The following is a 12,875-nucleotide window of genomic DNA, read 5'->3' as shown; positions in this document are numbered from 1 at the left end:
CTGCCGCCGCTGATTCAGGCCGCTCTGGCTCGGAACCCAAAGGCGCGTGAGGGCTGGCAGCGCATGACGCCGGGGCAGCGGCGGGCGCAACTGCTGGCCATCTTCTATTACCGCAATCCCGAGTCGCGCGCGCGCCGCATCACTAAGGCAGTGGAGGTGATGGTGGAGTACGCGGAGAAGGGCGAAGCCAAGGCCCGCCGCGAATGAACCGAGATGCCGGAGGCTGCGTATACTCCAGCGGAGGCATTGGTCGGTGCACACCCGGACTGCGAATGCGGCTGTCCTGCTGATTCTCTCTCTGACGCTAACCGCGGCTGCCGCGTCGGAGCCGGCAAGCTCGCGGCTCGACGTGCGCATGGTCACCGACGAACCGGAAGCTGTGCTTGCCATTCTGGCCAAGCGCAAGGCGGGCGAGCCCGTAGTCGAGGCGGACTGGCAGCGCCTGTTCGCGAGCGAAGGATACACGCGCCTCAAGAAGCGCGAGCTTGCCATGCAGCGGCCGTTCGAGGACGAGGCATTCCGCAAGTTCGTGATGTCCGATGCGCTGCTCGAGAAAGCGGCGGCGCTCGAAGAGGCGCTCAACCGCTGGAAGCAGGCCGACCTTTCCGTGGCCGCGGGACGGGCCTTCGCGCATCTGCCGCCCGCCGCGATCATCCGCGCCAGGATCTATCCCTCGATCAAGCCGCGGGACAATTCGTTCGTGTTCGAGGTCACGACCGACCCGGCGATCTTCCTTTATCTCGATGCGGCCATCACGTCCGAGGAGTTCGAGAATACGGTGGCGCACGAACTGCACCACATCGGCTTCGGAACCGGCTGTGGGAGCAACGAGGAGGAGGTCGCCGGCGACCCGGCGCGCGCCCAGTTACTCAGGTGGACCTCGGCCTTTGGCGAAGGCTTTGCGACCCTGGCGGCGATGAATGCCCCGGACGGTCATCCGCGTCCTTCCAACCGTCCCGAGCAGCGCGCCGAATGGGACAAGGAAATCGCCCGGTTCCAGGAGAATCAAAAAGAGCTGGACACATTCTTCCTCAAGGTCGTGGAAAGAAAACTGACCGAGGAAGAGACCACCAGGCAGGCCTTCGGCTACTTCGGCATGCTGGGGCCGTGGTACACGGTGGGCTGGAAGATGGCCGTGACCATCGAGAAGGCCTATGGCCGCGAGAAGATGATCGAGAGCTTCTGCGACCCGCGCCGGCTGTTTGCCGCCTATAACCAGGCGATAGACAAGACGAACGCTTCGTTACCGAAGTGGTCCGAGAGGCTGGTGCAGGCAGCGGAGGGAAGGCAGGTCTCGGCACACTGAGGACCTTCGGATTCACGGAAGCGGCCGTATCGCCAGCACCGCGCGCGGCTTGGGCCGCAGCTTGCGAAACAGATCTCCGATTCGCTTCCCCACGTACTTCTGGCTGAGGAGACGGTCGCCGGACGCGGCGCGCTCGCCTTCGAGCAGCTGGGCTTCGGCTTCGATCCATTCGCCCCTGGGAGTGCCGCGGATGTCCGACGGCACGATGCGCACACGCGGATTGCGCCGGATGCGCTTCACCTTGCCGGATTCGGCCAGGGTGTAGATGTAGAGCAAACCGTCCGCTTCGGCGAACCACAGCGGCGTGCGCACGGCACGGCCGTCCTTGCGATAGCTTTCCAGGTTGAGATAGCGGCGACCGTGAAATTGGGCGAGCCGGTCCGTTGCGCTCATGAGACCTGATTGTAACCACGGAAACACGAAGGACACCAAGAGAGAGCTCACGATGATGCGCGGGCGTCCCCAAAAGTAGCCCTGGCGGTAAGACGTCGCTGGCCGTGGTCGAATCGTTCCGTGATCTGCGCCCTCTAGCTGAGGGCGCGCAACCGGCGCACCGTTTCCTGCGGATCGCCCTGCTGGAAGAGCCGGATCGCCGCCACTCCCGCGGCACCGGCGTGCAGGCAATCCCGGGCGTTTTCCAGGGTCACGCCGCCGATCGCGAGTATGGGTGTGGCCAGCCCGGTCACAATTGCCGCCACAACCGCGGCCCGCAAGCCCTCCACGCCCACGCCGCCTGCGGGGATGGTTGCCGCCTTTTCGAACACCGGGCCGAATACCACAAAGTCAGCACCCGTGGCGGCCGCAGTGGTTACCTCCGCGGGAACGTGGCAGGAAGCGCCGACGACGACGTGCGGCCGTCCGGTCTTGGCAAAGATGGCTCGGGCGTCGTCGACGGAAATGTCGCCGGCGCGCAGATGAACGCCATCGGCGCCGACGGCGACGGCCACATCGCTGCGGGAGTTGATCAGGATGCGGGTGTGGGAAGAGGCCGCCCGCACCGCGCGCACGGCTTCGCCGGCGAGCGCCTCGAGTTCGCGCGCCGTCAGGTCACGCTCGCGGAGCTGAATGTAATCCACGCCGGCAAGGGCGGCTTCGCGAATATTCGCCAGCAACCGCCCCCGGCGCGCTGCCTCGTCGGCTGCGAGCTGTGTGCGATCGGTGACGTAGCAGAGCAGCACGGCAAAGGCCTAGGCGCGGGTGTGCGCGAGCTCCGGCGATTCGCGCTGCCGCAGCGGCTCCTGTTGCAGGTGGAAGCGAGTCAGGCCGGTACGCAATCGCTCGAACGCTTCCTCGGGTGAATCGACCACGCGGAACAGGTCGAGGTCGCTGGGTGATATGGCGCCGGCGTCAAGAAGAGCCTGGAAGCTCATCGTCTGGTCCCAGTACTCGCGGCCGTAGATGATGACCAGGATCTTCTTGGCCAACTTGTCGGTCTGAGCCAGCGTCAGGATCTCAAACAGCTCGTCCAGCGTGCCGAAGCCCCCTGGGAAGATCACCAGGGCCTTGGCGGGATAGGCGAACCAGAACTTGCGCATGAAGAAGTAACGGAACTCAAAATTCAGCGCCGGCGTGATGTAAGGATTGGGTTCTTGCTCGTGCGGCAGCCGGATATTGAGTCCGATGGTCACGCCTCCGGCCTCCCTGGCGCCCCGGTTGGCGGCTTCCATAATGCCCGGTCCGCCGCCGGTCGCCACCACGAAGCGCCGCCGGCGTGACGGCAGGCGTTGTGCCCAGCGCGTCAACAGGGTGGCCAGCTTGCGCGCGTCCTCGTAGTAACGGGAGAGCTCCAGCGCCTTTTCCGCCAGCTTGCGCTCGGCGCGGAGCTGCTGCCGGGGCAGGGCCTTGCCCTCCGCGCCCTGCAGTTGAGCCAGTCGCCGTGCCGCGATTTCGCGGCTGGGGAATCGCGCGGAACCGAAGAACACGACCGTGTCCTGGATGCGTTGCCGGCGGAATCGGGCCAGCGGCTCCAGATACTCGGAAAGAATGCGGATGGCACGCCCGTCCGCGCTCTCCAGAAATGCCGGGTTAAGGTAGGCGACCGGCGCCGATTTCGACGAGGACTTGGGCATGGTAACGCTGCAACTTCAACCGCGCGTCACAGCATACGAGAAAACTTTCGGGGAACCAAGCGAAGCAAGGGTTCAGGAGCTTGGTGGCGGAGAAGGGTGCGTCCGCTGTTCCCGATAGCGGAGTGCTTCCGTGATGGCCAACCAGATATCCACCAGGCCGAGGCCGGAGACGGCGCCGCGCACAAAGTCGTTGTTCGCCAACGCTTCAAGATAGGAATGCCCCGCGACCAGCGAGTTGTTCAGCCAAACCGAGGTCCACGGAAGCACCAGCAGCAGCAAGCCCATCTCCAGGCAGAAAAGGATGTAGACCGCGAGTGACAAGCGGCGGAGCCACTGTGGAACATCGGCAGAGGTGCCGGGTTTGGCGGGCGCGGCCGTGGAAGGAGAGGGCAGCTTGGCGGAAGCTTCGGCCGTGGCTTCGGATTCCCGGCGCGCGAGGTCCATCCGGGTGCGCTTATCCCTTCAGCGCCTTGATGCGGTCGGCAACGTCGCGGTAGTCGATGTTGGTGCCGTACACTTCCATGAAGTTGCGCAGGGCCGCCTGCTTGTCACCGGCTGCCTCCTGCGCCGAGGCCAGTTCGTAGTAGAGCGCGAGCCGGTTCTCCTGCTGCAGGTTGGGCACCTTCAGCGCTTTTTCATACCAGCGGGCGGCGGCCATGGGGACGCCCTTCTCCATGAAACAGTGAGCCAGCCAGATGTAGGCCTGCATGGCCTGGCTGAAAGGCTGGCCCTGGTCGATAGCTTGGCAAACTTTTTGCAGTTCCCCAATCGCCTCATCCAGCAAGCCCATCTCCTTGAAGGCGACGCCGAGGTTGTAATGCGTGTCCGGATCCTCGGCTTCCTGCGAAGTTTCCTCCACCTCTCCCTTGAACTCCTCGAACAGGTCGGAAAGAACCGATGCGGTTTCGGCGGGAGCGGCTTCCTCGGCTGCGGCCGAAGGAGCCGGCGCGGCCGGCGGCGGAGCCGCCTTTGCGGCGGGCGGAGGCGCCGCGGGCGGAGGTGGCGGCGCAGCAACTCCGAAGTCGTCACCCAGCGATTGTTCAATGTCGAGCACCATGTCGCCGAGCACGTCGCCGGCGGTAGCCGCAGGCCGAGGTGGGGGCGGAGGCGCGGCAGGTTTCGGTGGTGGCGCCGGTTTGGGCGGCGCGGCCTTCGGTGGAGGAGCAGCGGGCTTCGGCGGCGGAGGTGGAGGCGGTGGAGGGGGCGCTTCGACCGGCGGCTCCACGGCTGCGGCATCGAACACGTATTCCGCCACGCTGGGCTGTGCTTCGGCGGGCGCGACCTCCATCTCCGCGGCCGCAGGTGCGGTGGCGGCGGCCACCTGCTCTCGCAGCGCGGCAAGATCCGCGTTTCCCGGAGCGAGCGACTCTCCTCTTTGGATCGCAGCCTCCGCCTCGGTCCACATGGCTTGCGAGACGTAGAAGCGGATTTCTTCCACCAAGTCCGCGACCGAAGGCGCAGCCGGTGGAGGAGGCGCGGCGGGTGCCTCGGGAGCCCCCTCAACCGACGTCATGCTCTCCCACTCCGATGAGAGGTCGACCTCGTGCGCGGCCATCGCCGGTTCGGGCGCCGGCACTTCCATGGCGAATTCGGCGGGACCAGCCGCAGGTGTCGCCGGAGGCGGCGCCGCCTCCACCGCGAATTCGGCCGCGGCGGCTGGGGCCTCGGCGGCGCGCGAGCGGTACTTGGCGCCCATGTCGGTGTACTGGCGCGCCTGTGCTTCATGGCCGGCTTCTCCGAAAACGCTGGCCAGGACGTCGCAGCAGCGCGCGGCTTCCTCCATGCGGCCGGCGCGGGCGTAAAGAGACGCGAGCTGCTGGTTGAGCTGCACATCCTTGGGAGCTTGCGGGAGGGCCGCCTCCAGCGGCGCGATGGCCTTGGCGGGCACGTTGTAGGAGGCGTAGAGCTCGGAATCGGTCAGCGCGGCGCGGACCGCTTCGGCGACCTCCGGCGAATACGACTGCTCGACGGCGGGTGCGGCGTGCTCCAGCTCATCCACCATGAAGGCCTGCGCGCCCTCTTCGGGAGTGAGCGGACGCATGGCGGAATCCTCGCCCAGTTTGGCCACCACCTGCTTGTAGCTCTGCATGTGGAGCTCGTTCTCGGGCTCGAGTTCGGCCAGTTCCTTGTACAGGTCGCGTGCCTTGGTGAGCTCACCGGCTTGCACCCAGGCGTGGGCCAGCAGCTCGCTGACGTCGGCCAGGTGGGTGGTGATGCCGGCCTTGAGATACAGGTTGCGCAAGATGGCCAGGGCCGGAGCATTCTCCTTGATCTGGCTGATGCTGGCGTGCAGGGCGTCCAGCAGCGCCTGGGCGTTCGAGGCGAGGAAGGTGTCGGCGTGCTGGTCGTAGATCTTCAGCGCGTCCTCGAAGCGTCCGGCAGCCAGCAGGTTCTCTGCGAAGCTGGAAACGCCGCTGGCATCGTTATGCACGGTGAGCAGCTTGCCGGCAATGGGTTCCGCCGCCGCCGCGTTGCCCACCAGCAAGTAGGCGCGCAACAGAGCCCGCAGGGCATCGGGGCGCGAGTCCAGGTTGGGAATCTGCTCCAGGTGGGTGACAGCGGCATTGCCGTCGCCCGAATCCACCGCGATCTGGCCGCGAAGCATGAGAGCGTCCGCGTTGCCCGGATCGAGCTTCAGCACCTTCCCCAGGGCTTCGTCGGCCGCATCAAGCGCACCCCGGGCGTAGAGGGACTGGGAGGCCGTGATGTAGATGTCGCGCGCCTCGTTCTTCTTGCCCAGCTTGATGTAGAGGTCCGCCAGCCGGGCGCGCATGGCGGCGTTTTCGGGATCCAGCTCGAGGATCTTCTGGAAGATCTTTGCCGCCTGCTCCGATTCCCCCGACTGCATGAACCGGTCGGCAACCTGCACGTACTGGGCGCGGGCGTCGTTATACAGGCCCTGCTGGGTGTAGAGCTCGGCCAGCTTCAGAATGGCCTCGCTGGCCGAGGGGTTCAGCTTGGTGAGCTTCTTGTAGAGGGCGATGGCCTTGACGGTAAAACCCTCGAGCGCGTAGTTATCGCCGACCCTCTTGAAGTAGACGCATGCCTTGTCCGTCTGGCCGACCTGGTAATACAGGTCGCCAATGGTATTCAGGATGGTGAGGTCCTTAGGGTCTTCCTTGGCGATCTTCTCGTACTCGGCGATGGCGTTCTGCAGCTTGCCCTGCTGCTGGTACTTCTGAGCCGCAGCCATCACCTTCGTCTTGTTGAAGCCGAATCCGAGCGCCATAGACGAGTGGTTCCCCCGGGGCGTACTGGCGGCAAGCTTTGGCCCGCGGCCCGAATGTACAAGCTATCACGTCCGCAGCCGTGAAGGTAACCCGCTGGACAATAGCCGTTTCCCGAGTCCGGAACGGCCCTGGTCCCTTAAGGCTCCGCCCGTCTGTCAGACCGTGAGCTGCGATGGATCATTTAGAAACGGCCGTAAAGTATCACAAACAAACGTGCTGCCCAAGGGCCTCGGCCAACAAGCAGGGCGCTTGAACCCCGGTCCTGAGTACGGCGCAGTATAATCAGCCCGCACCTTGGAAAGCCGAGGAGGGCGGCTGCGACCTGCCGCCCCTGCACAGAGACCTGGCGGCATGAAGGCTCCACTGCCCAGCAATGAAGCGGCCCGGCTGGAAGCTCTCCGGCGATACAAGGTACTGGACACGCCACCCGAGCCGGCCTTCGACGATATTAGCCGTATCGCTGCACATGTTTGCGGGACGCCGCTGGCGCTGGTCAGCCTGGTGGACGCGGACCGGCAATGGTTCAAGTCCCGGATCGGCGTCGAAGCCGCCGAGACTCCGCGCGAGATCGCCTTCTGCGCTCACGCCATCCTCGGCAGCGATGTCTTCGAAGTGCCGGACGCCCTCGCCGACGAACGTTTTGCCCGCAATCCTCTGGTCACCGGCGAACCGCACCTCCGCTTCTACGCCGGCGCCCCGTTGATCGATCCCGAGGGCCATGCCCTTGGAACCTTGTGTGTAGCCGATCACAAGCCCCATATCCTCACGGCCGAGCAGCGGGACACGTTGCGCGCGCTGGCGCGGCAGGTCATGGTGCAACTGGAGCTACGGCGCCACCTGGAAGAACTGGCCACCGCCATGGCGGAGCGGCGCTTGGCGGAAAAGGAGCTGGACCGCTTCTTCGAGCTTTCCCCGGACCTGCTGTGTATCGCCGACTTGGATGGGCGATTCAAGCGTCTCAACCCGGCATGGGAAACCGTGCTGGGCTTCTCGAGAGAGGAGCTGATGGCCGCGCCTTATGTGGAGTTCGTTCATCCCGAAGACCGGAAGAGAACGGCGGCGGAGGCCCAGCAGTTGAGTCAGGGCACCGACACCCTGCAGTTCGAGAATCGGTACCGTACTCGTGACGGGCTCTATCGGTGGCTGCAGTGGACCTCGCGCCCCGCGCCGCAAGAAGGACTGATTTACGGCGTGGCGCGCGATGTGACCGAACTCCGGGATGCCGCTCGACGCCAGGCCGCCGGCTACGCTGTGACCCGCGTGCTGGCCGAGGCGGACTCGCTGAACGAAGCCACACCGCGCATTCTCGAAGCAGTGTGCTTCAACCTGGGATGGGAAATGGGCGCCATCTGGAGCGTGGACGAGAATGCCGGCGCGCTGCGCAACGTCGAGATCTGGCACCTGCCCCAGATCGATCTGGGCGAGTTTGAAGCCGCTACCCGCACCATCTTGTTCAAGCCCGGCATCGGACTTCCGGGGCGCGTGTGGGTGAATGGCCAAGCGGCCTGGATCCCGGACGTGGTGCGCGATCCCAATTTTCCGCGCGCCCCCTATGCCGACCGGGTGGGGCTGCACGGGGCCTTCGGCTTTCCAATCCGGCAGCGCGGCCAGGTAGTGGGCGTGCTGGAGTTCTTCAGTCGTGACATTCGCCGGCCCGACCCGGCGCTTTTGGAGATGTTCGATGCCATCGGCATCCAGGTCGGGCAGTTCATGGAGCGCAGGCAGGCCCAGGAGGCGCTCAAGCGCTACACCCGCGAGCTGGAAGCCGCCAAACAGGTGGAAGAAGAGAACGCGGCCCGCCTGGCCCAACTGGTAAAGGAGCTGGATGCCTCCCGGCGCCGCGCGGAGGAGGCCACGCTGGCCAAGAGCCGCCTGCTGGCCAACATGAGCCACGAGATCCGCACGCCCATGAACGCCATCCTGGGCATGACGGAGCTGGCGCTCGACACGCGTCTCACCCGCGAGCAGCGCGACTACCTGGCTGCTGCGCATGATTCCGCACAGGCGCTGCTGGCCCTGATCAACGACATCCTGGACTATTCCAAAGTGGAAGCGGGCAGGTTGGAGATCGATCGCGTCCCTTTCAGCCTGCGCGACACGCTGGATGAGACCGTTCGCGTGCTCGCTCTGCGGGCGCGTGAGAAGCGGCTGGAACTGGCTTGTCATGTGCATGCCGACGTGCCCGACGCCCTGGTGAGCGATCCGGGGCGGCTGCGGCAGATCGTGATGAACCTGGTGGGCAACGCCATCAAGTTCACGGAACGCGGCGAGGTCGTGGTGCATGTGGAAATGGAATCCGCCACGCGGAACGAGGTGCAACTGCGGTTCGCGGTGCGAGACACGGGCATCGGCATACCCGCCGGCAAGCAGGCCATGATTTTCGATCCGTTCGCACAGGCCGATGCCTCCACCACCCGCAAGTACGGCGGAACTGGGCTGGGCCTGGCCATTGTCCAGCAATTGGTGGAATTGATGGGCGGGCGCGTCTGGGTGGAAAGCGGAGAGGACCGGGGCAGCACGTTCCATTTCACGGCGCGGTTCGGCCTCCAGAAAGGAGCTGCCCTGCGCCGTGCACCCGAGCGGCTGCGAAGTCTCCGTGTGCTGGTGGTGGACGACAACCCAACCACACTCGGCATCTTGCAGGAGATGTTTGCCGGGTGGCGCATGCAGGCGGAGGCGGCAGCCAGCGGCGTGGAGGCCCTCGACTGGCTGCGCCGGGCTCGCGAGCAGGGCAAGCCTTTCGCCCTTGCGGTGATTGACGCCGACATGCCGGGGATGGACGGCTTCGAGCTGGCGGAGAAGATACAACGGGAACTGCAAGCCAGCCGCCCGCACGTCCTGTTGCTGACACCTCCCGGAGCTGACGGCGATGAGCGATGCCGCAGGTTGGGTGTGACCGGATGGGTGCGCAAGCCGGTGATGCAGTCCGAATTGTACGATGCTCTGATGACCGCACTGGATGGCGGAGTACGCGACCCCCGTCCGCAGCGCGTGAGCCGGTCTGTCCGTAGGAAGGAAGGATTGCGCATCCTTCTCGCGGAAGATAATCCCGTGAACCAGAAGCTGGCTGTGAAGCTGCTCGAAAAGCAAGGGCACCTTGTGCAGGTGGCCGCCAGTGGCAGGGAGGCGCTGGCTGCGTTGGATCGTGAGCGCTTCGACCTGGTGGTGATGGACGTGCAGATGCCCGAGATGGACGGCCTGGAGGCCACGCGCTCTCTCCGCGAGCGAGAGCGCGTGACCGGCGGCCATGTGCCCGTGATCGCCATGACCGCCCACGCCATGAGCGGCGACCGCGAGCGGTGCCTGGAAGCGGGCATGGACGCCTATGTCGCCAAGCCGGTTCAAAAACAGGAATTGCTGGCGGCGATTCGAAAGGCGACGCAACCCGCCAAGCCCGCGGTCTTCGATGAAGTAGAGCTGATGGAGCGCGTCGAAGGCGATACTCGCCTGGCGGTTGAGATGACGGAACTGTTCCAGGCGGACGCTCCCCAGCGGATTCATGCCATCCGTGAGGCGTCGGAGAAAAGCGATATGCGGACGCTGGAGTCGGAAGCGCACGGTCTGAAAGGATCGGCGGCCGGGTTGGCGGCGCACGCTACGGCAGAGGCCGCTGCCCGCCTGGAGAGCATGGCGCATGGGGGCGACCTCAGCCCTGCGCGGACCGCCTGCGCGGATCTCGAGGCCGCTTGTTGTGAGCTGGACGAAGCGCTGCAGGCCTTCCGCTCGCGTGTGCGCCGCAGGTCAGGGAAGGCCGGCAAGCGACCGGCGCGCGCGACCGCGGCCAAGCGAAAGAAGCGGACCGGGAGTCGCTGAAGCATGGCAGCCAAGACCCCAAAAGAGAAGAGAAGGACCGTGCTGGTCGCTGACGACGACTCGTCCATCCGGCTCCTGCTGAGCGAATTGCTGGGCAAGGCCGGATACGCGGTCACGGTGGCCCCGGACGGAACGGCCGCCATCCAGCACATTCGCAAGAAACCGTTCGACCTCGTGATGCTGGATGTCCACATGCCGGGCATGAATGGCCTGGAAGTGTTGCAGAAGCTGAAGGACCTTGGACGGCGCGCAAAGGTCATCATCATGACCGCGGACAACACCCCGGAGACCCTCCTCGAGGCGGTGCGTGAACAGGCGGATCGCTACGTTCCCAAGCCGTTTCGCACCCAGGCGCTGCTGGAACTGGTGAGCGAGACGCTGGAGGAGCAGCCTCCGGCGTCTCCCATCGAAGTCGTTTCGGCGCGGCCGCACTGGGTCGAACTGGTCGTGCCTTGTGAGCGCGCCCTGGCCGATCGCATCCAGGGCTTCATGATGGCGCTGAAAGCCGACCTGCCGGACGACGTGCGCAACGCCGTCGGCGATGCCTTTCGCGAGATGCTGCTCAACGCCATCGAGTGGGGCGGCAAACTCGATCCCCGCCGCAAGGTGCGCATCTCCTACCTGCGCGCCCAGCGGATGCTGATGTACCGCATTGCCGACCCGGGCGTGGGCTTCCACTTTGCCGGCCTGGAGCACGCCGCCATCAGCAATCCACCCGAGGACCCCATCCGGCACATGCGGGTTCGCGATGAGAAAGGCCTGCGCGCGGGCGGCTTCGGCATCCTGATGACGCAGCAGAAGGTGGATGAAGTGCTCTACAACGAAAAACAGAACGAAGTTGTGCTGATCAAGTACCTGGACTGAGAATTCTTGTCCGGGTCACTCACATTCTGATTCCCGTGACCGCGAATCTCTCGCCGTGTTGGGTGATTCCTGCGATACTTCGTGGGCGCCCGGTGTTCCGGACGCCCCGGCCGAGATGCAGGATTGGAAAGCACGCGTGTGGCTCTGGGGGCTATGGGTCGCCCTGATCGGGGCCTATGCCGCGGGCCTGGTCCACTCTGGAGAGCGCATTCTCGGGGGCGGCGCGGACTTTACCAGCTTCTATGGCGCAGCGCGCATCGTGTACAGCGGCGACGGTGAGTCTCTCTATCGCCTCGAGACGCAGCAAAAGGCACAGAGCGAATGGCGGCACCAGCCGCTGCCCTACTTGCACCCACCGTTCGAAGTACTGCTCTACCTGCCGTTGGCGCCCCTCCCCTTTGCTCACGCGTACGTGGCCTTTGTCTTGGTGAACGCCGCTTTGGTGGGAGCCGTGGCCCGGTTCCGACTTCCGAATGATCCAGCCGACGGGTCGGTTACTCTTCTTCAGGCCGTGGCCTGCCTGGCGTTCTACCCGGTTTTCCTGGCCATTGCTCATGGTCAGGACTCTCTCCTGCTCTTGTTGCTGTTCAGCCTGGCTTTGGTGGCACTGAAACGCGGCCAGGAATTTCGTTGTGGGGCATGCCTTGGCCTGGCGCTGTTCAAGTTCCAGTTCGTCCTGCCGTTGCTGGTCGCCTTCGCTTGGAAGAAGAGGGTGAGGGTCCTGACGGGAGTGCTGGTGACCGCAGTCCTCCTGGTATTGCTTTCGATGCTATTGGTGGGGTGGCGGGGAGTCGTCGAGTACCCGCATTTCTTGCTGGGAACCAGTCGAAATCCAGGCCTCGGGATCTACGACCCCGCCGGCATGCCTAACTTGCGGGGATTGCTTACGGCGATCCTGCCCGGCGGCTCCCAGTCCGGGGCATTGGCGATGACGGCGCTCTCGCTTTCGCTGGGCCTGCTCGTCGTTGCAGCGCGGCAGTGGCCCGCTATGGAGCCGGTCCCTTCTGCAGGGTTGGAGCTGGCGTTCGCCCTGAACGTGATCCTCGCACTGCTGGTCAGCTACCACCTGAACGGACATGACGTCAGCCTCATGCTGCTTCCCGTAGCGCTGATCGTTCGCCACCTCCGGGCCGGAAGGCCGGGCTCGCGGGTGCGACGCGCGGCCTTGTGCGGGCTGATTCTTGCGCTCTACTACCCGCCCTTTCTTGTGCCCAGTGCCGTCGTGCCGCCCGCGCCCATTTTCTGGGTGATGCTGCTACTAGCCGGAACACTGTTCGTGGAACTCCGCAGCGAGGTGCGCGCCTGATGTCCACCGAACCAGATCGACCGGTGGGCGGGAAGGACCGTCCGGCGCCCCTGTTGTGGATCGCACTTGGCCTCTTGCTGACGATACACGGCATGACCCTGGCTGAGCTGCGCCCACGCATCCTGGGCGGGGAAACCGACTTCACAGCGTTCTATAGCGCTGCGCGTGTCGTGGCGGAAGGCCGTGGCGCCCTGCTGTACAAGTTCGACACGCAGCGGGAACTCCAGCGTGGGTTTCCGGCGCGGCGCACGCCGCTGCTTTTTTATCATCCGCCCTTCGAGCTGCTC

Annotated in this window: 11 protein-coding genes; 6 read left to right on the top strand and 5 right to left on the bottom strand. The window is 65.2% G+C overall.

What is annotated here, in order from left to right; translation table 11 throughout:
• The coding region (locus tag VLE48_10340; GenBank protein HSA93399.1) for a YdeI/OmpD-associated family protein at positions 1-207 on the top strand (207 nt) is incomplete at its 5' end.
• Positions 208-253: 46 nt separating this feature from the next.
• Entirely contained in the window at positions 254-1,306 is a 1,053-nt protein-coding gene (locus VLE48_10335; protein ID HSA93398.1) for a DUF5700 domain-containing putative Zn-dependent protease, read from the top strand.
• Between the two features lie 12 nt (positions 1,307-1,318).
• On the opposite strand, the gene VLE48_10330 is transcribed toward VLE48_10335, so the two are convergent.
• The 5 genes from VLE48_10330 to VLE48_10310 all read right to left on the bottom strand — a co-directional run bounded on the left by VLE48_10330 (position 1,319) and on the right by VLE48_10310 (position 6,604).
• Entirely contained in the window at positions 1,319-1,699 is a 381-nt protein-coding gene (locus tag VLE48_10330; protein ID HSA93397.1) for a PPOX class F420-dependent oxidoreductase, read from the bottom strand.
• A gap of 134 nt (positions 1,700-1,833) precedes the next feature.
• Positions 1,834-2,484, bottom strand: coding sequence for a thiamine phosphate synthase (locus VLE48_10325; GenBank protein HSA93396.1), 651 nt, complete (start codon positions 2,482-2,484; stop codon positions 1,834-1,836).
• Between the two features lie 9 nt (positions 2,485-2,493).
• Positions 2,494-3,375 (bottom strand): TIGR00730 family Rossman fold protein, encoded by an 882-nt coding sequence (locus VLE48_10320; GenBank protein HSA93395.1) that lies wholly within the window; start codon positions 3,373-3,375, stop codon positions 2,494-2,496.
• A gap of 72 nt (positions 3,376-3,447) precedes the next feature.
• Positions 3,448-3,819: a hypothetical protein gene (locus VLE48_10315; GenBank protein HSA93394.1), complete on the bottom strand. Its 372-nt coding sequence runs from the start codon at positions 3,817-3,819 to the stop codon at positions 3,448-3,450.
• A gap of 10 nt (positions 3,820-3,829) precedes the next feature.
• Entirely contained in the window at positions 3,830-6,604 is a 2,775-nt protein-coding gene (locus VLE48_10310; protein HSA93393.1) for a tetratricopeptide repeat protein, read from the bottom strand.
• 352 nt (positions 6,605-6,956) lie between these two features.
• Between VLE48_10310 and VLE48_10305 the strand changes: the two genes are divergently transcribed.
• The 4 genes from VLE48_10305 to VLE48_10290 form a co-directional block, all read left to right on the top strand.
• Positions 6,957-10,418 carry a response regulator gene (locus VLE48_10305; protein ID HSA93392.1) on the top strand — a complete coding sequence of 1,154 codons (3,462 nt, stop codon included), beginning with the start codon at positions 6,957-6,959 and terminating at the stop codon, positions 10,416-10,418.
• Between the two features lie 3 nt (positions 10,419-10,421).
• Complete coding sequence (locus VLE48_10300; GenBank protein HSA93391.1) at positions 10,422-11,282, top strand: response regulator; 861 nt, start codon at positions 10,422-10,424, stop codon at positions 11,280-11,282.
• A 55-nt stretch (positions 11,283-11,337) separates the two neighbouring features.
• On the top strand, positions 11,338-12,588 hold the full coding sequence (locus VLE48_10295) for a glycosyltransferase family 87 protein (protein ID HSA93390.1): 1,251 nt from the start codon (positions 11,338-11,340) through the stop codon (positions 12,586-12,588).
• The coding region (locus tag VLE48_10290) for a hypothetical protein (protein HSA93389.1) at positions 12,588-12,875 on the top strand (288 nt) is incomplete at its 3' end. The genes VLE48_10295 and VLE48_10290, both read left to right, overlap by 1 nt.

The organism is Terriglobales bacterium (genome assembly GCA_035454605.1).
In the GTDB taxonomy this organism is placed as follows: Bacteria; Acidobacteriota; Terriglobia; order Terriglobales; family Acidobacteriaceae; genus DATMAB01.
This window is presented reverse-complemented; position numbering and strand designations above follow the sequence as displayed.